Source organism: Chitinophaga sp. CF418 (genome assembly GCF_900142925.1).
Taxonomy (GTDB): Bacteria; Bacteroidota; Bacteroidia; order Chitinophagales; family Chitinophagaceae; genus Chitinophaga.
This window is the reverse complement of sequence record NZ_FRCN01000017.1, coordinates 168,973-191,350: the sequence shown is the minus strand read 5'-3', so window position 1 is coordinate 191,350 and position 22,378 is coordinate 168,973. Positions and strand designations below refer to the sequence as shown.

Genomic DNA, 22,378 nt, shown 5'->3' with positions numbered 1-22,378 from the left:
AGCCAACGCTATAGAACAGTGCCTATAATGCTATAGTATAGAGCCTGTAGGCTATAGCCTCTATAGAATCTCCAGTACAGTAGAACCGGATTAGTTACCCGTTCGTCCAAAAAAAGGCCGCTCCCTTGCTTTTTATCATCTTTTCACTATATTCAACACAGATAACACCTACTCCTGTTGATCAACCAAATCGGAACTATGCGTAAATGTTTGTTGTTCATATCCTTATCCCTCTTTATCTTTCCTTGTGCCCCACTTTCCGCGCAAACCAAACAGTATGTCACTGACAGTAGTTTGCAGGTGCCGTTAAGGGACGGAACTGTATTAAGCTGCATGCTGGTATATCAGAAGGACGCTAAATGGCCTTTACCGGCTGTTTTAAGGATTAGTTGTTATCCGATGGGTGCTGATACCACCCGGGCCCAGTTCGTGGCAGATAGCGGCTATGCAGGCGTTTTTGTGTACAACAGGGGAAAGGCCCGTTCAGGGGGGAGTTTTTATCCTATGGAGAATGATGCGGCGGATAATTATGAGATTATTGACTGGATCAGTAAACAGTCCTGGTGTAACGGGAAGGTGGGTATGTACGGGGGCTCCTACCTGGGATTTACGCAATGGGCCACGATGAAGAAAATACATCCTGCCCTGAAGACCATTGTGCCGCAGGTGGCTGTAGGACCGGGCATCGATTACCCTAATCCGGGAGGTATATTTCTGACCTATAGTCTGCAATGGCTGAAGCTGGTCAGGAATAATCACTATATGGACTTGTCCACGTTCCAGGACGAAAAGAAATGGAAAGCGCTTAATACTGAATACCTGTTGCGGGGCTTGCCGTTCAATAAGCTGGATTCCCTGGAAGGCGATGGCATGGACACTGTTTTTCAGCGTTGGATCACGCATCCCGGCTACGACGATTTCTGGCAGCGGATGACGCCCACAGCAGAAGAGTTCTCCCGGATCGGTATTCCTATCCTCACTACGACTGGTTTCTTTGACGATGACCAGCGGGGTGCTATGCACTACTACAATATGCATAATCAGTATGGGCCGAAGGGGGGCGTGAGCCAGCACTATCTTTTCATCGGGCCTTTTGATCATGTCGGTGGCCAGGGAGGCCCGCGGAGGAATCTAATCCCCCCTTACCCAATCGATACTGTTGCTATGGTAGACCAGAAACAGCTGGTGCTGGACTGGTTCAATTATACGCTGAAAGGAGGGAAGAAGCCGGATTTCCTGCAGGACAGGATTGCGGTATTTGCGATGGGAGAGAACAAGTGGCATTACTTTCCTTCGATAGAAAAAATGAACCGGGATACGCTACAGTTCTATCTGCCAGCAAAGCCGGAAGAAACTTTACACACGAGAAAAAGAGGTGGGAAACCGTTATTGTTCCACTATGATGCTGCAGATCCCATCGATGATACTATTGTGATCTATGACGGCGCCAGTTCTATTATTACGGAAGGCATTTTCAGGAAGAAGTACCTGGAGACCTTGAGCACTGCCCCTCTGAAGGAAGATATGATATTGAACGGATCCATCACGGCGGACCTTTGGATGTCGTCAGGAACACCCGACGCAGATATTATGATCACCTGGTGGGAGATAGATGCGAACGGCAGGAAATGGCCACTCGCGCATATTGCGCAACGGTTGTCTTTAAGTATCGACAAGACAAAACCTGTTTACTGGAAGGAACATGAAGTGCATCATATCACACTGGATAATACCCCCTGGATCTGTAAACAGCTGAAAAAGGGTAGTCGTATCGTGATGACTATCAGTCCGGCGTCAAACCTTTACTGGGAGAAGAATTATGGTGCGGCGAAAGATGTGAGTCAACAGACCTTGTTAGATACATTACTGCATGAACTGAAGTTCTATCCGGAGTCTTATTTCAGCATACCTGTCATGTAGCGGGTTGCCGCGTACTTATCGGGTTGGTGTATCCTTATCAGGTTACTATATACTTGTCAAGTGAAAATCCTTATTTGAAGACATAGTAGCCTAAAGCCAGCCACAGAAGGCCTTTGAGGAGGAAGAAGATGAAACCCCAGAAGCCGATACGCTTGATCCATTTAACAAAGTTCTTCCTGGTAGCGGGTTTAGTTTGTTGTTCCATATACGTTAACATGAATGGCGATACCCTGCAATTTAAGGATTGTAGCTATTGTACAAAAATAAGAAAGGAAAAATAGCAAAACATCCTGATATTCATGAATATTTGTATATATTTGTGCCCATTCTATAACCAACTTGATAAAACCTCATGGGACAAACGAAATTACCCGAATTCTTTCACTGTGATGACTATTTTATTGATGAGAAGGTAGGCCTGTTGAAATTCGCGAATGCTTATAAAGTCTTTAACCAGGACGGTCAGCAGATTGGAAATATCCGCCAGGAAGTACCCCTGCTGCACAAATTCCTGCGTCTTCTGCTTGATAAAAGGATCTTCCCGTTTACACTGAATATTGTGGATGCAAATGAGCAGGTGGTGGCTTCTATTCACCGCGGCTGGACATTCTGGATGTCGAAGATCGAGATCCGTGATATGAACGGTGTGGTAGTGGGCGGTATCAAACAGAAGTTCAAATTTATGAAACCGCTGTTTCACATCCTCGACGCAAATGGCGCAGTACTGGCCGAGATCAAGGGCGACTGGAAAGCATGGAATTTCCAGATCGTTGATACGGCTGAAAGAGAACTGGGTGCTATCACTAAAAAGTGGGCGGGCGCTTTCAAGGAGGTATTCACTACTGCAGATAAATACCGTGTTACCATTGCAAAGGAGTGTCCGGAAGATATCAATAAGATGGCGATCGTTGCAGGTGCTATCACGATTGATATGGTACTGAAAGAATCTAAGTAACAAAAGATATGAGTGAGCGGGGACGTACCAAAAATAAAAGAACGTCCTGAGGATTCGCTAAAGTGATTATCTGATACCATCAGATACCTGATTAAAAGAGGCTGCTCAATACTTTTGGCAGCCTCTTTTCTATTATACCCCATACCCGGCAGCTTATTTTCCGGCATTCCGGTGGCCTGATATTTGACGAGTTTGGTGTTTAATACGATCCGAATTTAAAATCATATCATATGGAAATAGCGGGGCAGCAGCCAAAGTTCTGTATCGGGATCGGGTGCTCGGCCGGGGGACTGGAACCGGCATGTGCGTTTTTTCAACAGGTCGTGGAAAAAACAGGTGCCGCATTTGTTGTGATTCCCCACCTCGGAAGAGAACACAAGAGCAAATTCAGTACTATTTTAGAAAAGTGTACCAATATGCCGGTACACCGGGTGGAGGATAACATAAAGTTGGAAACGGACCATGTATATGTGCTCTCAGAAGACAGGATGATGATAGTGGAAGATGGGTATCTGAAAGTACGGAAGCGTTATTCCAGGGAGATCATTAACAAATCGATCGATATCTTCTTTAAATCCATGGCGAAGGCCTACCGGGAAAATAGTATCGGGGTAATACTGTCAGGTATGGGTACCGATGGCATTGAAGGTATCAGGGTGATTGAAGATTCTCATGGGCTGGTCATTGTGCAGGACCCGGATACGACCGATTTTAATATCCTGCCGCAGGCTGCCATTAGCAAAGACGATCCGCATGCGATCCTGCCTCCGGCAGGCATTGCCCGTTTCCTCCTAAAGTACCTGAAGCTCAGCAACAGCCAGAATTGAGGTGATCTGTTTTTTTATATATCTTTAGTTGTTCTATAAAATATTGGTTAAAAAAGACCAGGCACAAAGTAAAGCTGTTTGTATGTTGGATACACATGCTGAAGGGGAAGTGAACAAGAGGCGATCTGGTTCGGTACCCAATATAGCATTGAAAAGTATTTTAGCGATCCTTTCGGAATCTTCGGGCGTGGACTTTCTGCAATATAAGCTTTCCACGATCACCAGGAGACTGCAGCGGAGAATGTCGCTTTTGAGTATTCAGGGGTTTGAAGAATATCTTACGTTTATAAAAAACAATGAAGACGAACAAAATATAGTTTATGCTGACCTGCTGATCCACGTATCCTCCTTTTTTCGCGATGAAGGCAGTTTTGAATACCTGTTGCGGTGCGTACTGCCACAGGTAGTAAAGCAGGCCCGTGAAAAGAAAGAACAGGTACGTGTATGGGTAGCGGGATGTGCTACGGGTGAAGAAGCCTATTCCATCGCCATCTGCCTTTATGAATTAATGGGAGATGAGCACTTCTCCAGCAAGGTGAAGATCTTTGCGACAGATCTTTCGGAATCCGTTATTGCTGCAGCGCGTAAAGCTGTTTATACAAAGACACAGGTAGCAGGAGTATCAGCAAAACGGCTGGCGCAATTTTTTGCAGAAGGGGAACAAGGTTACGAAATATCGGCCATCATCAGGGATGCATGTGTGTTTGCCAGCCATAATATGCTAACAGATCCTCCCTTTGCCAACCTGCACCTGATCAGTTGCCGTAACGTGCTTATTTACATGCAGCCGGTACTGCAGAAAAAAATGCTGAGCATATTCAATTATGCGCTGACAGACCGTGGTTTTCTCTGGCTGGGCAAATCAGAGACAAACAGATCTCCCGACCTCTTTGATATGCCGTCAAAGAAAACGAAGATCTACCTTAAAAAGAATGTAGCTAAATGGACGCTGAGAAATGCGTTCCCTACCAATAAAAAAATAAAGCATATGACACCAGGCTTTGACCAGGAGAGGGAAGAGAATATTGATGCTCAGAAAGCGGCCGACAGTATTATACTTTCAATGTATGCGCCGTCGGCAGTACTGCTCAATGAGAAATTCGATATTATTGAGTTCAGAGGTGTTACCATGCAGTTTTTTGAACACGGGCCGGGTAGAGCCAGTCTGAACATCTTCAAGCTTGCCCACAGGGACCTGGTACATAGTCTCCGGAGTGCGCTCAACCATGCGCAATCCGTCAGGAGGAATGTACGAAAGGAGGGACTGACGATCACTACAGGGGGCGCAACGCTTAATGTTTCATTCGAAGTAGTACCTATCAGCAACCTGCATGACAGCTACTACCTGGTGATCTTCAATCATCAGCAACAGCAGGAGCCGGCCACCGGGGAGTCCGTTGTAAGAAAACCTGAGATGCCCGAAACGACCGATGAAAAGAACCTGCGCATCCTGCACCTGGAAAAAGAAGTACAACGCTATAAAGAAGAGTTACGCGCCGTTGCGGAAGCTTACGAAGCTACCAACGAGGAGTTGCAGTCTGCCAATGAAGAACTGAAAAGCCTGAATGAGGAACTGGAAGTATCGCAGGAGGAACTGCAGGTCATCAATGATGAACTCAGTACCCGTAACAATGACCTGTTGGAGAGGAATAATCAGCTGAACAATGCCAGGCTGTATGCCGAATCCATCGTGAATACCGTACATGAGTCCCTGCTGATCCTCGATACGAATATCCGCGTGGTAAGCGCTAATGCCTCTTTCTACCGTACCTTCAAGATGGAACGGAAAGAGACGGAAGGAAAGCTGCTGTATGAACTGGGAAACAAGCAATGGAATACTTCAGAGCTGCGTTCGCTGATGGAAAACCTGATGACTTCCAGGACGCCGTTCGCCAATTACGAATTAACGCATAAGACTTCGGCCAATGGCTTGAGAACCATCAAGATGAATGGTCAGTTAATTACCTCGCAGGACCTGAAAGAAGAATTGATCCTCATCGCTATAGAAGATATCACCGAGGTAAGGGAGGCCAGGGAACGCATTGCCCTTAAACAGGAAATAGTGCGCAACAACGAGGAAAGACTTCGCCTTGCACTGGAGGGCACCAGGACAGGTACCTGGGATTTTAACCCGCTGTCCAGAGAGCTGTTACTGTCTGACAGGAGCAGGGAACTCTTTGGTATCACATCTTCCGCACCACTGGAATTTGACAGTTTTATTAAAGCCATTCACCCGGCAGATGCTCCGGGTGTACAGGGGCGCATAACTGCAGCCCTGGCAGGTAAAGACAATGGATATATCCATCTTGATTTCCGGATCAATCTTGCAGAAGACAAAGTGGTCTGGATATCCTGCAAGGCGCAGGTTTCCTACGACGGGAATGGCGCGGCGGCACGTGTACTGGGTGTGGTGACCGACATTACCGAAAGCAAGCAGTTTGAAAAACATCTGCAGGAGGTGAACAACAAACTGAACTTCGCACTGCAGACCGGCAGACTGGGCTCCTGGGAACTGGAACTGTCTACCGGTGTTCTACATTGTAATGAACAGTTCAGGAGTAATCTCGGATTGTCTTCCCAGGCCCAGCTGACATATGAAAAGCTATTGTCACTGATAGTGCCGGAAGATGCGCAATATGCAGATGAGGCATTGCAGGATGCATTGAACAACCGGGTACTTTATGTAGATGAATACCGGATTAAATGGCCGGACAATTCCATTCGCTGGATAGCAGCCACCGGACAAGGCGTCTATGAAGAAGATGGTACCGCGAAAAGGGTGATAGGAGTAGCGCTGGATATCACAGAAAGAAAACAGGCCCAGCTGCATTTACAGCAAAGTGAGGCCTACTTCCGTATGATTGCAGATACAGCGCCGGCGATGATCTGGATCGCAGAAAAAGAGGGGTCTTTCTCCTTCTTCAATAAAGCCTGGCAGAAATATACAGGACGTACGCTGGATCAGAATAAGGACACTGGCTGGTATGACATTATGCACCCCGAGGATATCGATAAATGGAAGATCAGTTTCAGCCGGTCATCCCGCGACAGGAAGAATTTCTATGCAGAGTTCCGCCTGAAGCGCTATGACGGTAGTTACCACTGGCTGGCCTGTTCAGGTATACCGCGTTTTAATTCACAGGATGAATTTGTAGGCTTTATCGGGGCCTGTACAGACATTGATGATCAGAAGATGGTGGAGGATGCATTGGAAAGAAAGGTCAGGGAAAGAACCATTGCCCTCGAAGACGCCAATGCCAACCTGTCGAAGCGGAACCATGAACTGGAACAGTTTGTTTTCATTACGTCTCATGATCTCCAGGAACCATTGCGGAAGATCCGGCTGTTTGCCGACATGCTGGAAAGCGTAAAGCCTGGTACCGGTAAGATAGATACGGCACTTTACCTGCGTAAGGTGAAACAATCGGCTATCCGTATGTCTGACCTGATCAGGGACCTGATAGCATATTCCAGGCTGGAGCTGGGTGAGAATGCTTTCATGCCGGTGGATCTGAACCAGATCGTAACGAACGTCATAGAAGATTTCGAACTGCTGATAAAAGACAAGAATGCAACGATCGAGGTGGACGAGCTGCCGGTGATAGATGCCGTGCCATTACAGATGAACCAGTTATTTTATAACCTGATCGGTAACGCCCTCAAGTTTTCCGGTACCAATGGCGACAGCCGGGTGACGATTACCGCCCATAAGATCTCAGATGCAGAAATGAAAGACCTGCCTTCGTTAGCGGTGGGGCCGGCCTATTACCGGATAATCGTGGCCGACAATGGCATTGGATTCAACCAGGCCTATGCTGATAAGCTGTTTGTTATCTTCCAGCGGCTGAACCAGAAGGAGAAGTTTGAAGGGACGGGTATCGGTCTGGCGCTTTGCCGGAAGATCATGGATATCCATAACGGGGATATCCAGGCGTTTGGAGTGGAACACCAGGGGGCGGCCTTCCATGTTATTATTCCGGAAACACAGCAGTAACTACACAATAAAATAGCTTTTCCAGCGTAATATACCCACAGAAATGGCTCCCCCCGGGGGCCATTACTATTTCCAGCATTATGCAAACAGCCCGGGTTTAACATATTGGGAATCAGAGTTTATTATTATTGTAATTTTTAATATAAATTTGTGTAATTTTTCGAGCTAATTAGTATTTTAGACACTGGTTGGGCTGCTTGTAAAGAGACGCCGACCTACCATATTTGTTATGAGGCCTATCCTATGTCTTTTTTTCTTAATTGTGCAGATGATCGCCCGGGGACAGACGGCAACTGCACCTCCGTCTACAGAGCCGCCTCCAGCGGGGACAGTAGCTCCGGCAGGCACAGTGGCGCCAGCAGGCCCGGTGAAAAAAGGCAATTTTGAAACAGAATTTAAAATGAAATCGGGAAGTTACCTGGGCTTCGGACAGGTGAATCTCGGTATGGGGGAAATAGGGTTTAAGGTGGTTGTATTCTGCCAGAATAAGGAGAAGAAGAACGGCCGTCTTGAATTCCGCATTGACCGTCCCAAAGGAAAGAAAAGCAGGCGTATCGGTACGCTGAAGATCCCTTTTACGGGAGATACGACTTATGCCCTAAAGTTGACGGGCAATCCCAAATACTCCTATGGGATACACGATCTTTATCTTGTAGCCAAAGGCAATCCCTTCAGTATTACTTCCATCACCTTTGTGCAGGACTACTGACGTACGTTCCTGTAATGTATAAGCAACACTCGACATTTTTGATAGCATTTTAGGCTATTCACGCTAAGTAGCGTCGGTTTCAGTATGGGATGGATGGCTATTGGGCGTTGTCTCTTATTTACGCTAAGTAGCTTCGGTTTCAGTATGGGATGTCGGTCGGCGCCTCTCTGAATGGCTATTGGGCGTTGTCAATCGAATGGGATTTTGAATATAGATTGAGCAGCATCGGTCGTGTCACCCGAGAGCCGAAGGCCCGACATTCCCATCTGAAACCGTTGCTACTTCCGCTCTCCCAACGATAATATATTGAGTGCTGCTTATCAGGACGATGATGACAGACGTTTCTCAATGTCTTACAATTTCCTGATTATAAGCGGAAGTCAATGAGTATAATGGTTTCAGGTGGGAATCACTGGTCTTAGTTATTTGAAGCACGCTCGTACGATTGATAGGGGTTTAATACTTATTCTATCGCTTATACGATTCCAAATGCTTAATAACACGCAGCTTCAAAGAACTACAACCAGTGATCCCAGCCTGAAACCGAGGTATCGCCAATCACGAAGACATGTACTACGGCACATAAGCTATAACAAGGAACTCAATAAGTATATAGACAATTGCAGCTGCAGTTTCAGCATGAATGTTGGTACTTCGTTCCGAACTACTGAGGTAATCTCTGCAATGCGTAAGCCGACACAGACAATTGTGGCTGCAGTTTCAGTATGAATGTTGGTACTTCGTTCCGGATTACTGAGGTAATCCTTGTAAGGCGTAAGCCGACACAGACAATTGTGGCTGCAGTTTCAGCATGAATGTTGGTATTTCGGGCTGATCCGGGTTGTTTAGCTGATCGCCCGCTGCCAGCAGCATATATTCGCCCAGAACGCCAAGCAGTGTAAGCGTACCAGTTGTATAAACGATCCCTACTTTATGGGCGGCCTTGTTGGTAATATCAGAGGTAATGATCTCAAACCGGTGACTTTCAAAAGGAACAGGATTCCCCAGGTTGTCGGTCAGGCCCGGGATCTGTTGCTGCAATCCTTTCACAAACAATCCTATGGAGAATCCTACCTTATAATTGAGGGACCCTGCTTTCGGATTGGCGGCCCGTACCTGTTCCCAGGTGGTGAACTGCTGCTCCCGGTTATAGGCCTGTACCTGCATGAGGAACTCATTATAGCTTTCGTGAAACACATCCGTTTCAAAAGAAGTCCGGGCATGCATATCGATGATCTGTCTGAAAGAAAGTTTTACGAGTACTTTTTCCATTGTTCAGCATTTAATATATCTAAATTAGCGTTTTCACGCCAGCCCGCCCTGGCAGTCGCTCTACTTAACGGTAAACGGGCATTTTCTGTAGGTTAATCCGGGACTTGATAAGCATATTTTCACTCCGATATTATCGCAGTATGTTAAAAGAAATATAAATCTTGAATATTTTTTCTATTTTAGGTGTGAAATCGACACGTTGAGGAAAGTAATCAAAGAAATCGTTATGAAAATCAGGCTGCACACTATGTAATAGAAAACCTATGTAGTTGTACTGTGCTATTGACCCGCTACCATGTATTCTTTAACTAGCAAAAAACCACATTTTAATGATGATGACAACCAATAGCGTCTAAGGACGGATATGTTATTGCATTTCCCGTCGTAAACCAAAATCCAGCGATAGGAGTTCGCCTTTCTTTTAATCACACAATTTAAACGTATGAAAAATGTAGACCTGTTGAAGGTCAGGCCCCCTCATGCCTGGCAGTCAACACTATTGCGCATGAAATTTACTCTGCTGCTTTTTTTGCCCGCTTTATATCCGCTTATGGCTGTTGCGGATGGCTATTCAAACTCATTTTCAATCCGACAGGATATTATATTAAAGGGAAAGATCGTCGATAAAAATAAGGAACCGGTGATCGGCGCCACTATCAAAGTGGTGGGGACTTCAAAAGGAACAACCACATTACCCGATGGCTCTTTTTCACTGAGCGTCGCAAATGGCGCTCAGGTGACCATTAGTGCAATCGGTTTCCTGCCCCAAACGCTTACTGTCAATGGCAATGCTCCATTGAATGTGACGCTGGATGCCGACACCAAAGGCCTCAGTGAGGTAGTGGTGGTAGGTTACGGTGCGCAGAAAAGAGAGGCCGTATCAGGCTCTATTGCAACAGTAAAGGGTGCTGATCTTGTCAAGTCACCAGCTACCAACCTGTCCAACTCCATTGCCGGACGTATGCCAGGTGTGACTGCCATGCAGAACAGTGGTGAGCCCGGTGCTGACGGTTCTTCTCTCCGCATCCGTGGTTCCAACACCCTGGGTAACAATGACCCGCTGGTAGTAATAGACGGTGTGGCTGGCCGTACCGGTGGCCTGGAACGCCTGAACCCACAGGACATTGAAAGTATTTCTGTACTGAAAGATGCTTCTGCCGCTATTTATGGCGCCCGTGCTGCCAATGGCGTTATTCTCGTAACGACCAAACGTGGTAAGAGTGGTAAACCTCAGCTGTCTTATTCCTTTAACCAGGGCTGGTCGCAACCCACGCACATTCCTGAAATGTCCAGTGCCGCAGAGTATGCGCAACTGAGGGATGAGCTGAGCCTTTACCGTGATGTACCGGGAAGAGAGTGGGCCACTGCCTGGGGTGTATATAAACAAGGCGGTACCTATACGTCTCCCACTACCAACAAGAAATGGGATGTGGCTTTCGGTCAGACAGAGATAGAGAAGTACCGTAACAGTACAGATCCCTGGTTGTATCCGAATACAGACTGGTATAAATCCACTTTTAAGACATGGGCGCCGCAATCAAATCATAGCGTACAGGTGTCTGGTGGTAATGAGAATATGCGATATCTGACATCCTTCGGGTATCAGTCGCAGGATGCCTATTATAAAAAGTCGGCTACTGGTTACGACCAGTACAGTCTGCGTGTGAATCTCGACGGCAGGATCAATAAGTACGTGAATGTCAGTGTAGACATGTTAGGTCGCCAGGAAGAACGTAATTATCCTACCCGTAGCGCCAGTGATATCTTCCGTATGCTGATGCGCGGTAAACCTACTGAGCCTGCCTTCTGGCCTAATGGCCTGCCTGGTCCGGACATCGAATACGGTAACAATCCCGTGGTGATCACTACCGACCAGACAGGATACGATAAGGATAAACGCTATTATGTACAGACCAATGCCAAACTCGATGTATCGATCCCTGGTGTGACTGGTCTAAAGCTGAGCGGTAACGTGGCATTCGATAAGTACATCAAAAGTACTAAGCGCTTTATGACGCCCTGGTACCTGTATACATGGGACAAAAAAACCTATCAGCAGGATGGTAAGACTCCGTTGCTCGTAAAAGGTAAACGTGGTACTGATCAGGCTACCCTCAATCAGGGGGATGAAGATCAGAGCAACCTGTTATTACGTGGTTTGCTGACCTACGACCGTACTTTCAATAAAAACCATACGGTGAACTTTGTGTTTGGTGTGGAAAGGGAAACTGTCAATTCTGAGTCTTTCAACGCTTTCCGCAGGTACTTCATTTCTCCACTGATCGACCAGCTGTTTGCCGGTGGCGATGCGGAGAAAGATAATGGTGGTAGCGCCTGGGATCGTGCCCGTTTGAACTATTTCGGTCGTGTGGCTTACAACTATAAAGAGAAATACCTGGCGGAATTTGTATGGAGGAATGATGGATCTTACATGTTCCCCAGCAATTCCCGTTTTGGTTTCTTCCCCGGTCTGATGTTGGGCTGGCGCGTATCTGAAGAGAGCTTCTTTAAAGAGAACGTGAAATTTATGAGTTATCTGAAACTGCGTGCATCATGGGGTAAACTGGGTAATGACCAGGTATACTTTGATGATAACGGAGATGGTACGCTCACCCTGCAGGAATATCAGTATTATTCCACTTATGGCTTCGGTAGTTACATCCTGGGAGGCAATGTGGTAAAATCACTCTATGAAGCACGTATACCTAACCCATACATTACCTGGGAGGTAGCCAACAATTACAACGTAGGTCTGGATGGCGCCCTGCTGAATGGTAAGATCTATTTCGAACTGGACGCGTTCATGAACAAACGTTCCGGCATCCTGGTAAGAAGGAATGCATCCGTACCGCAAACAACAGGTATGACGCTGCCTGCGGAGAACATCGGTAAAGTAGATAACAAAGGTTTTGAATTCCGCGTTGGCTACAATGATAATGTCGGCAGCAAATTCCGTTACGATGTTAGTGTGAACGGTGGTTATTCGAAGAATAAGATCGTGTTCTGGGATGAAGCACCTGGAGCGCCCGCCTGGCAACGTTCTACCGGTAAGCCAATGAATACTAACCTGTATTATGAATATGATGGTGTATTCAAAGACTACGCTGAAATAGATAAGAATGCCATAGACTATACTGCGCTGACAAACAATCTACGTCCTGGCGATATGAAGTTTAAAGACATTGATGGTAATGGAAAGATTAATGGTGATGACAAGATCCGCTATGGAAAGAGCAATCAGCCAACATTTACGGGCGGTTTGAACGTCAATATGCAATACGGCAACTTTGATATGGCCATTCTCGTACAGGGAGCTACTGGCGGTGCGTTACATATCAATACTGAATCCGGTGAGATCGGCAACTTTACCAAAGATTACTATGATCATCGCTGGAGCCCTGACAATCCTAATGGCGAACACCCACGTGTAAATGACCGTAATGATACCTATTGGGCAACGGGTAACACTTATTGGATCCGCAGTACTAATTATGTACGTCTGAAGAACCTGGAGATCGGTTACAGCATACCTGATTTCCTGAAGAAGAGAAGCGGTATTTCCACGCTGAGATTATATGCTAACTGTCTGAACCTGTTCACCCTGGACAATCTGAAGATCCTTGACCCGGAATCTGTGAGTGGTAATGGTCAGTATTATCCGCAGTCAAGGGTATTGAATGCAGGTTTCAATTTAACTTTTTAATCAGCAGTATCATGAAACAACTACTTAAGAAAATATACATCGGTATTGGTATGGCGGGCGCTTTGACGGTTGCTGCGTGTAATACCGATTTCCTGAATACAAGACCTTTAGGGGAAGCTACCAAAGATGATGTGTGGCAGGACCAGGCATTGACGGAAGCTTTCGTAAATGAAATTTATAATGGCCTGAGCAGTGGTGGTTTCCTGGAAACCATGTTATCTTCCGCCACTGACGAAACAATGTTCACGCACAACTACGGCATGAAGAACATGGGAGAGGCGACTATCAGTCCTACAGATGCTGAGTACGTGAACACCCGTGGTACTTTTCAGTGGGATGATATGTATAAACGCATCCGTGCATGTAACGTGTTTTTCCAGAATATACAGAAAGTGCCTTTTGATAAAGTAGCGACAGGGGAGCGGCTGAAGGGAGAGGTATACTTCCTCCGTGCATACTTTTATCATCAGCTGGTGCGGGCTTATGGTGGTGTGCCGCTGATAGATACTGTGTATACTTTAGCTGATAAAGATTATACTATCGCCCGTAACTCTTTCTCTGATTGTGTGGAGCATATTGTGAGGGACTGTGATTCTGCTGCCCGTTTACTACAGGGTAAAGAAAGCATTACTGTAAAAGGCCGGGCTACGGAGGGAGCGGCGCTTGCGCTGAAATCGCGTATGCTGATCTATGCGGCAAGTGATCTGTATGATTTTCCTACAGCGAGTGCAAAATCGCCGGTGATAGCGACTGTTGCAACACATGATGTATTAGGTTATACCAGCGGTGATCGCGCTGCACGCTGGAGACGCGCTAAGGCTGCTGCTCTGGCAGTGATGGACCTCAACCGTTATTCGCTGGCATTTCCTACGCCTGCGTCACCTGAAGAGGCGAGCACTAATTATCAGCAGATGTTCCTGAAGGATAATTCTGAAAGCATCTTCTCGCGTTATTTTCTGAATGCCAAGTCAGAGGCTGGCGGGCAGATCGGACTATATAACGGCTTGAACGGATATCATAACTGGTCTGGGAATACGCCTACCCAGCTGCTGATAGACGACTATGAAATGGCGGATGGTACACCTTTTAACTGGAATACGCCTACGCATAAGGCGCGGCCTTACCTGAACCGTGATCCACGTTTCTATGCAAGCATCCTGTATGATGGGGCTAACTGGCGTGCACGTCCTTCTGATGTTGCACCGAAAGATCCGGCTAATCAGGCACAGACGGGGATTTATGAAGTGTGGGATGCTGAGCATTCGCAGACTATCAATTCTCCGGGACTGGATACCAGACAGGGACCGATTGAAAACTGGAATGGTAGTTTTACCGGGTATTATATGAAGAAGTTTATCGATCCTGCTGTGGATGCACAGTATTTCCGGCAGGAGGTACCTTATCCTTTCTTCCGTTATACCGAGGTGTTGTTCAACTATGCGGAGGCGTGTATGGAGCTGGGGGAAGAGGATGAGACGCGGAAGTATCTGAGTGAAATTCGTACACGTGCGGGTATGCCGGCGATTACTGAGTCGGGAGCGGCGCTGAAAGCTCGTTTACAGAGAGAGAAGGAGATAGAGATGGTGTTTGAGGAGCAGCGGTTCTTTGATGTGCGCCGTTGGATGGTGGCGCCGGCGACGGTCGGACGTGCGCTCAGGGGGATTAATGTGGTAGGGAAGCTGAAGGCGAATGTCAAGGTAACGTTGTATCAGCATGATGAGAATAATTATGATTATACTTATACGCCGGTGACGTTAGTGAATGAGAACAGGATATGGTTGGATAAGATGTATTTTATGCCGTTGCAGCGGGATGAAATGAATAGGAATAATAAGCTGGTGCAAAATCCGGGTTACTAATAGCTTGCCCCGTGTTGTTTGTTTAGCGCGGAGAGCTTCGCCGGGGCGGCATTCAATAGCTTGCCTCATGTTGCTTGTTTAGTGCGGAAAGTTTCGCCGGGGCGGCATCCGCAGGAAGTACTATACTGTGCTGCAAAACGCTCTTTAGAATGTCGATGTAGCGGTGTGGTGCGTATGAAGGTCGGATTGCTATTGGGCTTTGTCAATCGTATCACGCGTCTTGAAGGCACAGTTTAGTACTTCCTGCTACGCCTACCCAATGGGCGGTAGCCGGGTTTAGATTATTGTCGCCGTCGACGCCGTTGACGTCATGGCCCTCGCTTTTAACATTTCTTTAGTGTGTGCGAGTGTCAGGCTATCTTTAATTAATTCTTTAAAGAATGGGGCCAATGGTGCTCCATTCTTTATTTTTTCCGGGAGATCGGGATTGGTGATAGCTGCTCTGCCGATAGAGATCAGGTCTGCTTCCTGGTTGGATATCAGTTTTGTTGCGAGTGTTGTGTCATGCATGCCACCGTTTACAATGATAGGTTTTCCGGTGATCTTCTTTGCTATACTGTTGGAGGATGTACCGTCATCATATAATGATTCTCTTGCCCAGTTCCCGCCTTCGGATGCGATGTGGATATAGCTAAAGTCCAGGTTCTTTATTGTGTTGAATATTTCCTTTGCTATCTCTGAGCCACCAGGCCATCTGTAGGTAAGGTCGTTCACCTTGCTTTCCGACAGGCGTATACCAACAATGAAATCTTTAGGGACTGCAGCTTTTATCGCTGTAAATACTTCTATCGGAAATCTTAATCTGCTTTGATAACTGCCACCGTATTCGTCCTCTCTTACATTCGTATGAGGAGTGATAAACTGATCTAACAGATAACCATTGGCCGCGTGTATTTCTACACCGTCAAATCCGGCTATTAAGGCCCTGATGGCCGTTTGTACAAAACCGTCTTTTGCTTCCTGTAAATCTTTTTTACTCATGGCGGAAGGAAGAGGGAAGGGGCCCGTCAGACCTCCAGGTTCTGTGTTCCGGAGGCCTTTGGGCTGTATGGCGGAAGGAGCGATTGTTTTATCAGTATGCTGAGATAGTGCACCTCCGTGCATTAATTGGAGGATAATAAGCGCATAAGGGGCTGCCTGATGTACTTTCTCTGTTACCCTTTTCCAGCCTTCTGACTGCTCATGGGTGACAAGGCCCGGTTGATGGTTGTCGGTCTTGCTGAAGAGATTGTCTGTATAAGTACCTTCGGTGATGATAATATTGAAGCCTCCCTGGGCGAAAGCGGCGTAATAGTCTGCCATTTCTGTTGTGGGAGCGCCATTCGCCGATGCGCTTCTGCGTGTCATGGGCGCGACGATGAATCTGTTTTTTAATGTATGGGTTCCTAGTTTTATTGGCTGAAATAGTATGTCTGTATTTGTGTTCATAGATCATTTGATTAGAACACAAAGATGAGATGGAGGTGGGGAGATGGACGTATAACTAGTTTAATATTTGGGGTTAAAATTGTTTAATATTCATATATTTAAAACTGGGCCATCATCCGCTGCATTCGACTCCGTTGGGATTCCTAGTGTTTGTAGCGCGGGGTTTTAACCCCGGGGAACAAACGGTATCATTCGCCGTGACCGGCTCCGGTAGGAGCCGCGTGTTGGTAACGTGGGATGATACTCCGGGAACGGGTGATAACCTCAATTCTTCCGCCCTTCATTATCTGACTCAGAAACACCATATGACAGCTAATATACTTCGGGAAAATATAGATAGCATAAAGAAACTCATTATAAATGTAGCAAATACTATATGACAACAATACAACTAAAAAATTTTATAAAAACAGGCAAATTTGGCCCCCTAACAATTGGATCAACGAAGGGTGAGATTTTAAGTGTATTTGGAAGGAAATATGATTTTGCTGATTGTGGAGAAACGCAAATAATTAAGTATGGGTGGTATGAATTTTTCTACTGGACTGAGAATGAAAAGATCTTTGGGATTCAAAATGACCATTTGCAAGCCGATTGTATCAATCATAGTGGAATGATTAACTTTAAGAATAGGTTCTGTACAATTGATAAATGGTTTTTAAAAGAGAATCAAAACGTGACGTTTAGACAAGTTGAAGAATATTTGAATCAGGAGAATATTCCATTCACAATAGTCCCAGCTTATGAGGGCTGTGACGAAAATATTATAAAATGTATCGATAGTAATGTGACTTTCGACTTTGTAAGTGAATATACACTTGTAGAGATTACAGCAATGGGAAAATCGAAAGACCGGAAGGATGTTAAGGCAGAACATCAGTCGGACTACGTTTTAAATGGAGTGAGGTTATTTCAGTATTAGTATTCTGGTGAGCTTACTGGCGTCATTTTTTAAAGCAAACTACGCGAAAACAATAATGGTAAATTCTAACGAACAAAACAACTACCGCTAACATCGTTTTTCCAATATGGCGGCTCACGGAAGGCAGTCGTCATTTGTTTTTTTAATTTCACCGCATATCTTTGTTTAAACTTAAGTAACACGGAATGCCGCCACATCGTAAAGCCGTTTTCCGTTGTATCAAATTTTTATGAAAATTCGACTCCTGATATTATCCATACTTACACCAGTACTCTTATACTCGCAAAATAGTACAGCGTTTGACTCGACAATAAATTTCTTTCGACAGCGAGGAATCAAATTAAATACAGTGATTCCTCCTCCTGGCTTCAATGTCTATTATAATTGTGACTCACTACTTTTTATGAGAGGCAATTTCGGGGACACAATAAAAATATGGACATCTGGCAGTGATTGGTATCAAAGTCTTGACCAGTTCAAAGACATCATTAAAAATCAAAACTTTGGTATGACTCAGTTTGTAAAGAGTATTGACAATGATGGACGAATCTACGTTTCTACCTATCATCAAACAGAGTTTATCTATCGCAATGATTCGCTTTTTGAAATTAGAAACTCGAATCCAACACTATCAGAACCATTAACTCAACTATTTGGCCAATATTTTTTTAAAAAACAAATAGACAAGAAGACCTTTGAAGCTCGTTTGGACAGCCTTCACGAGATTGAAAAAAAGCAAGCTGTTTATATCCCCAAGTTGATTTTCACAGAAAAGATGTTTCAAACTAAAAAGAAAGTGACCCTTTCTAAGAAACTAAATTTTGAAGGGGATACAATTGAATTAGAAAGTAAATGGAATGAGAATGGGAAAACGTGCTATGTGGTAAGGATCAGCAATAGAACTGAAAATGGCGAGAAAACAACTTACGCATATGCAATTGACGAAAACATGAGATTCATACAATGGGAAGGATGTACTCTCAAATGACTTACAAAAAAACTGCATACAACTAGTGAATCTGGCATAACACGGAATATCGCCACATTACCAGGCCCTGACGTTAGAGGTACAGCTGGAATACCATGGCAAAGTAAAAGATTAGACAAAGGCCGTAGCAAGGTATATTACGATTTGATCATGAAATGTTGTGATCCTATTTTCCCAATGCCGGGCAATAGAAATAATAGTTTGGAAAGAAGGCTGATTAAGCTAACAGAAATACATCAGCTGACAGAGCGGATATAGCCCTGTATAGTTACTCGGACCGACGGCTTTTTGACCGGGTTGGCCAGGGCTGCTTTAACCCCGATTGGAAACGTACCGTTATAAGCAATCAAAATAGCGACAGATCCGGCTGTCGCGAACAGCTGTCAGCTGATGGTGCCCGTACTCAGGTTACATTAATTATTGAATAAAAGCTTTTTCTATCTTATGTGAATCTTCCAGCATCAGGAATTTAGTAATTAACCGATCTTTCACAGTAAACCGCATCACGAATGGTTCTTTAAATTTTTTGCCCGTTGCCCTGACTGTTCTGCCTGCCTTTCCAAAAACAGCAGCTTCTGTTTCATCAATAAATATATGATCCATTTCAAAATCGTCATCTTCAGTTTTATGAGCTGCAATCAGTTGTTGTAAAGCTGTAATAACTTGCTGTTTACCATTTTTCTTTCCTGTCCAGGGCATATAAGGGGATTCAGCTATATAAAAGCTTATATCTTCGGCTAAAAAAGCCGAAATAGCATCCGTATCATTGTTACTCGTGCCCTGAAAAAAGCCGTCCAGCACCAATTTTGTCTCCTGACTTTGTGTTGATAATTCCATTTTGATTAGATATAATTGTGATTAGATCTCCAGACCGTCCCATGTCAGCACAGCCTTATTTCTGTAATGCCAGGATGTTTCTACTTTTTGTTGAGAGCATTGCATCGATGGCATGACTTTTAAACGCTGCAACAAAGTTCCGCCACACGATTCAGAATAAAATTGATATTTGCTTCGAAAATTCTTGATAAATATCAAGAGAAATGGATTATTTAGAGGAGATCTGCTTTCGGATGCGACTTAAAGTTTCGGGAGTAATACCCAGATAGGATGCCACCATATGGCGGGGCGCCCGGTGAACCAGGGATGGAAATGATTTTAAAAATTGGCTATATCTTTCTTCAGCCGTTGACCGGAGAGCGTAATTAATTCGTTCCTGAGTAGCATTTAAACTACGTTGTAAGATCAGGTTTACCATATCCTTAAAGGCAGGGATCTTTTCACTCAGCATTTCAATATTTGATTTACTGATGAGTAGAACAACTGCATCCTCAATTGCATCAATATTGTAACTGGAAGGTGTACAATTCATTAAACTTTGCCGATCGGAAATCCACCAATTCTCAGTCGCAAAATATACCGTGTGTTCAATACCTTTATCGTCTACGCTATACTTGCGTAGAAATCCTTTACACACAAAGCCGCTATGGGTACAAACATCTCCTTCGTTCAGTAGAAATTGATGCTTCCGGAGTTTTTTAAAAATACAGACCGACTCAATCAGTTGATAATCGGCCTCAGCAATGCTAATCTTATCTTCGAGATATTTGCGGAAGAATTCGAACATATCACAATATTACAAAAACTCCCGTGGAATAACCAGGCCCAGAGCGAACCTGGACGGCCTAAAACAAGGGAAGGTCGGAGGATTCTCCGACCTTTCCGCCTTTGTGCCCAGTAGCGGAACATATTCAAACCAGTTGATACTGATTTTAAATAGATTGTGGTAATAATAATCTGAAAAATAGTCCTCCAGTCTTTCTTGAAATAGGAATGGGTTACATGGATATATTGAAAAGGAGTTTGTAAAACTACCAGGTAGTTGGTATTTTTGCAACTTCGGGGATTAAATGCTTGGCAAAAGCAAAACACCAGACACTACTATTTAGTCTGCTTGCACAGCACTCATTTAATTCCTCTTTAACGAAATCTTATGAAGATGTACAAACTATTATGTGGATTCCTACTGCTTTTCTGCCTGCAAACCAAAGCACAATCCAAAGATTCATTAAATGTAAAGCTGGCTGAAGCCAAACGTGAGATATTGGCGAATGTCGTTATTAACGACAACGCGAATAAGGCGTTTGATGTCTTAACGCAAAAAGCAACAGAGGCGTACCAGCAAGATGGATCAAGTAAAAATCTGGCTAAGATCCTTGAACGCTACCGGACATTGTTAACAGAAATCAAAGGTGCACAGACGCCTAAAACCAACAATACCGAAGAGTATGAAGTTAGCGTCGAATCTATCAAAAAAGCTAAGTTGAAACTCTGCCCTCTTTATCCTTTTTGCAATTAAGTGTAATGGATCCGATTTGCTCCGACAATTAGTTATCAATTAGCCCCAACGGCAGTATATCATAGGAAAATTATTTTGGTTCATTGCTTATTCATCGAATCGATTTGGGATTGAATATGAAATACTTACAGGATAACGTGAAATAGCATAAAATGCAGGACCCGCTCTTAGAGTGGGTCTTGTATTTTTATGTGCCCAGTAGTGGAACATTTTCGATTGCACTGTGCAAAGTCCGTGAGGTGGGGATTTTTGGATGAACACCTCGAAATTACCCGACAGGTAGCCAATCCTGTTCGACAAGGTCTAGTCAACCATCGCAAGCGAGTCTTGCGTAGAGAGCTCGAATGGAGGGGAATGATATTCTAATTTCATAGCTGTAATGAAAGACTGTTGCCGTTAAATGTCAATTCACGTAAATACTTGTATTCTCCATTTTCCTGCAGGAAAACGTGTTGCTCCCAAAAGCGATCATCGTCCAGCGTGCAGGAAGAATGAAGGTAACCGGGATTATCCCAGTATGTAACAGTCTTTAGCTGGTCAATGACAGATTCTGCATCATGAAAGCTGGTGTTACGAGTAGGAAAGTATTCCCACTCGTAAATGCTTCCTTCCTCCGGCATATACAAGAGATACCTGACGGTATAGCCGTTTTCTGCCAGGCCCTTTGCCCCGGTCACAAGCAGAACAGAACGTTTGTTTACCGGGAATATGCTGGAAAAATGTTCGGTTCCATACATGCCTACCATACTATCATACTTATAGGAATAGTGTATTCGCAGTTTTTCTGCTAATGGCTGCAATACGGTAATTTCCAGGTAATACCTGAATGCCTGGTTTATCTTTTCCTTTTTAGTTTGTTTGACAATGGCTACCAGATAGGGGGCCGTTGAAAATTCCAACATTTGGACATTAATATATGATGGTGAACGTGCCTGGTATGGTAAATAAATAGTATTATTGAAAACATCAGCAGGGAAAACACTATTTTTTGCCAATTCTTCATCTGCAGTTTCAAAGAATGTCAGCCATGGCATAATGAACCATTCACCTTCATAACAGGCTCCATGAAAACTGACACTATAAGCTTTGCATTCAGCAGGCTGCAAACCGGTTCCTGGAGGTAAGGATCGCCATCCTTCCTGTCCAGAAGATCCCGATGGACTACTGATGATGGAGTACCCACCATCAAATTGCGACTTCAAAAATTCCAGGTCATCAGCAGTTGGAAAGTCAGTTACAAAAGTGGCCGCAAAGAGTTTATCATTTTGCGGGTTAAATAAGCCGTTACAATAGCCTTTGGATAGGGTGCTGATAACCCTGGGATATAACAGTTTCCACACTTCGTCACGCTGAATATTCATGGCGTCAGGTACGTTTTGGGCGAATAATAAATAATATGAATATAAGGTATTTGACTTTCAGCTTAGCCACAGACTTTGCTTTTT

16 protein-coding genes are annotated in these 22,378 nt (G+C 44.7%); 10 read left to right on the top strand and 6 right to left on the bottom strand.

Annotation, left to right across the window (positions count from 1 at the left end):
* Positions 1–198 precede the first annotated feature (198 nt).
* Positions 199–1,920 carry a CocE/NonD family hydrolase gene (locus F3I09_RS30560; protein ID WP_149698851.1) on the top strand — a complete coding sequence of 574 codons (1,722 nt, stop codon included), beginning with the start codon at positions 199–201 and terminating at the stop codon, positions 1,918–1,920.
* A 70-nt stretch (positions 1,921–1,990) separates the two neighbouring features.
* Here F3I09_RS30560 and F3I09_RS30555 read toward each other — a convergent pair whose 3' ends face one another.
* A complete protein-coding gene (locus F3I09_RS30555; protein WP_149698850.1) occupies positions 1,991–2,125 on the bottom strand; it encodes an alanyl-tRNA synthetase in 135 nt (44 codons plus the stop codon).
* 147 nt (positions 2,126–2,272) lie between these two features.
* On the opposite strand from F3I09_RS30555, the gene F3I09_RS30550 reads away from it, so the two are divergent.
* The 4 genes from F3I09_RS30550 (at position 2,273) to F3I09_RS30535 (ending at position 8,405) form a co-directional block, all read left to right on the top strand.
* On the top strand, positions 2,273–2,875 hold the full coding sequence (locus tag F3I09_RS30550; protein ID WP_149698849.1) for a phospholipid scramblase-related protein: 603 nt from the start codon (positions 2,273–2,275) through the stop codon (positions 2,873–2,875).
* 230 nt (positions 2,876–3,105) lie between these two features.
* Entirely contained in the window at positions 3,106–3,702 is a 597-nt protein-coding gene (locus tag F3I09_RS30545) for a chemotaxis protein CheB (RefSeq protein WP_149698848.1), read from the top strand.
* Positions 3,703–3,784: 82 nt separating this feature from the next.
* The gene (locus F3I09_RS30540) at positions 3,785–7,696 is read left to right on the top strand and encodes a CheR family methyltransferase (RefSeq protein WP_149698847.1); all 3,912 of its coding nucleotides are present in this window, start codon (positions 3,785–3,787) and stop codon (positions 7,694–7,696) included.
* Positions 7,697–7,925: 229 nt separating this feature from the next.
* Complete coding sequence (locus tag F3I09_RS30535) at positions 7,926–8,405, top strand: carbohydrate-binding protein (RefSeq protein WP_149698846.1); 480 nt, start codon at positions 7,926–7,928, stop codon at positions 8,403–8,405.
* 750 nt (positions 8,406–9,155) lie between these two features.
* Here the strand turns inward: F3I09_RS30535 and F3I09_RS30530 are convergent.
* A complete protein-coding gene (locus tag F3I09_RS30530) occupies positions 9,156–9,677 on the bottom strand; it encodes a hypothetical protein (RefSeq protein WP_149698845.1) in 522 nt (173 codons plus the stop codon).
* Positions 9,678–10,182: 505 nt separating this feature from the next.
* On the opposite strand from F3I09_RS30530, the gene F3I09_RS30525 reads away from it, so the two are divergent.
* Together F3I09_RS30525 and F3I09_RS30520 are read left to right on the top strand one after the other, a co-directional pair.
* Complete coding sequence (locus tag F3I09_RS30525) at positions 10,183–13,380, top strand: TonB-dependent receptor (protein ID WP_223233443.1); 3,198 nt, start codon at positions 10,183–10,185, stop codon at positions 13,378–13,380.
* Positions 13,381–13,391: 11 nt separating this feature from the next.
* Entirely contained in the window at positions 13,392–15,239 is a 1,848-nt protein-coding gene (locus tag F3I09_RS30520) for a RagB/SusD family nutrient uptake outer membrane protein (protein WP_149698843.1), read from the top strand.
* A gap of 276 nt (positions 15,240–15,515) precedes the next feature.
* Here F3I09_RS30520 and F3I09_RS30515 read toward each other — a convergent pair whose 3' ends face one another.
* Positions 15,516–16,667, bottom strand: coding sequence for an NADH:flavin oxidoreductase (locus tag F3I09_RS30515; RefSeq protein WP_149698842.1), 1,152 nt, complete (start codon positions 16,665–16,667; stop codon positions 15,516–15,518).
* Positions 16,668–17,043: 376 nt separating this feature from the next.
* On the opposite strand from F3I09_RS30515, the gene F3I09_RS30510 reads away from it, so the two are divergent.
* Positions 17,044–17,589, top strand: a complete 546-nt coding sequence (locus tag F3I09_RS30510; RefSeq protein WP_149698841.1) for a hypothetical protein — start codon at positions 17,044–17,046, stop codon at positions 17,587–17,589.
* Between the two features lie 403 nt (positions 17,590–17,992).
* Complete coding sequence (locus F3I09_RS30505; RefSeq protein ID WP_149698840.1) at positions 17,993–18,577, top strand: hypothetical protein; 585 nt, start codon at positions 17,993–17,995, stop codon at positions 18,575–18,577.
* Between the two features lie 417 nt (positions 18,578–18,994).
* Here F3I09_RS30505 and F3I09_RS30500 read toward each other — a convergent pair whose 3' ends face one another.
* Together F3I09_RS30500 and F3I09_RS30495 are read right to left on the bottom strand one after the other, a co-directional pair.
* Positions 18,995–19,414: a nuclear transport factor 2 family protein gene (locus tag F3I09_RS30500; RefSeq protein WP_149698839.1), complete on the bottom strand. Its 420-nt coding sequence runs from the start codon at positions 19,412–19,414 to the stop codon at positions 18,995–18,997.
* Positions 19,415–19,622: 208 nt separating this feature from the next.
* Positions 19,623–20,201, bottom strand: a complete 579-nt coding sequence (locus F3I09_RS30495) for a Crp/Fnr family transcriptional regulator (RefSeq protein WP_149698838.1) — start codon at positions 20,199–20,201, stop codon at positions 19,623–19,625.
* Between the two features lie 366 nt (positions 20,202–20,567).
* Here F3I09_RS30495 and F3I09_RS30490 point away from each other — a divergent pair, with 366 nt between their 5' ends.
* Entirely contained in the window at positions 20,568–20,933 is a 366-nt protein-coding gene (locus F3I09_RS30490; RefSeq protein ID WP_149698837.1) for a hypothetical protein, read from the top strand.
* Positions 20,934–21,301: 368 nt separating this feature from the next.
* Here the strand turns inward: F3I09_RS30490 and F3I09_RS30485 are convergent, their stop codons facing one another.
* Positions 21,302–22,294, bottom strand: coding sequence for a hypothetical protein (locus tag F3I09_RS30485; protein WP_149698836.1), 993 nt, complete (start codon positions 22,292–22,294; stop codon positions 21,302–21,304).
* Between the last annotated feature and the right edge of the window lie 84 nt (positions 22,295–22,378).

Excerpts from the sequence above, each read along its gene's own strand:
- F3I09_RS30510 (WP_149698841.1), top strand. The coding sequence starts at position 17,044 with ATGACAACAATACAACTAAAAAATTTTATAAAAACAGGCAAATTTGGC.
- F3I09_RS30520 (WP_149698843.1), top strand. The coding sequence starts at position 13,392 with ATGAAACAACTACTTAAGAAAATATACATCGGTATTGGTATGGCGGGC.
- F3I09_RS30505 (WP_149698840.1), top strand. The coding sequence starts at position 17,993 with ATGAGAGGCAATTTCGGGGACACAATAAAAATATGGACATCTGGCAGT.
- F3I09_RS30555 (WP_149698850.1), bottom strand. The coding sequence starts at position 2,125 with ATGGAACAACAAACTAAACCCGCTACCAGGAAGAACTTTGTTAAATGG.
- F3I09_RS30560 (WP_149698851.1), top strand. The coding sequence starts at position 199 with ATGCGTAAATGTTTGTTGTTCATATCCTTATCCCTCTTTATCTTTCCT.
- F3I09_RS30495 (WP_149698838.1), bottom strand. The coding sequence starts at position 20,201 with ATGTTCGAATTCTTCCGCAAATATCTCGAAGATAAGATTAGCATTGCT.
- F3I09_RS30490 (WP_149698837.1), top strand. The coding sequence starts at position 20,568 with ATGAAGATGTACAAACTATTATGTGGATTCCTACTGCTTTTCTGCCTG.
- F3I09_RS30485 (WP_149698836.1), bottom strand. The coding sequence starts at position 22,294 with ATGAATATTCAGCGTGACGAAGTGTGGAAACTGTTATATCCCAGGGTT.
- F3I09_RS30550 (WP_149698849.1), top strand. The coding sequence starts at position 2,273 with ATGGGACAAACGAAATTACCCGAATTCTTTCACTGTGATGACTATTTT.
- F3I09_RS30540 (WP_149698847.1), top strand. The coding sequence starts at position 3,785 with ATGTTGGATACACATGCTGAAGGGGAAGTGAACAAGAGGCGATCTGGT.
- F3I09_RS30530 (WP_149698845.1), bottom strand. The coding sequence starts at position 9,677 with ATGGAAAAAGTACTCGTAAAACTTTCTTTCAGACAGATCATCGATATG.
- F3I09_RS30525 (WP_223233443.1), top strand. The coding sequence starts at position 10,183 with ATGAAATTTACTCTGCTGCTTTTTTTGCCCGCTTTATATCCGCTTATG.
- F3I09_RS30535 (WP_149698846.1), top strand. The coding sequence starts at position 7,926 with ATGAGGCCTATCCTATGTCTTTTTTTCTTAATTGTGCAGATGATCGCC.
- F3I09_RS30545 (WP_149698848.1), top strand. The coding sequence starts at position 3,106 with ATGGAAATAGCGGGGCAGCAGCCAAAGTTCTGTATCGGGATCGGGTGC.
- F3I09_RS30515 (WP_149698842.1), bottom strand. The coding sequence starts at position 16,667 with ATGAACACAAATACAGACATACTATTTCAGCCAATAAAACTAGGAACC.
- F3I09_RS30500 (WP_149698839.1), bottom strand. The coding sequence starts at position 19,414 with ATGGAATTATCAACACAAAGTCAGGAGACAAAATTGGTGCTGGACGGC.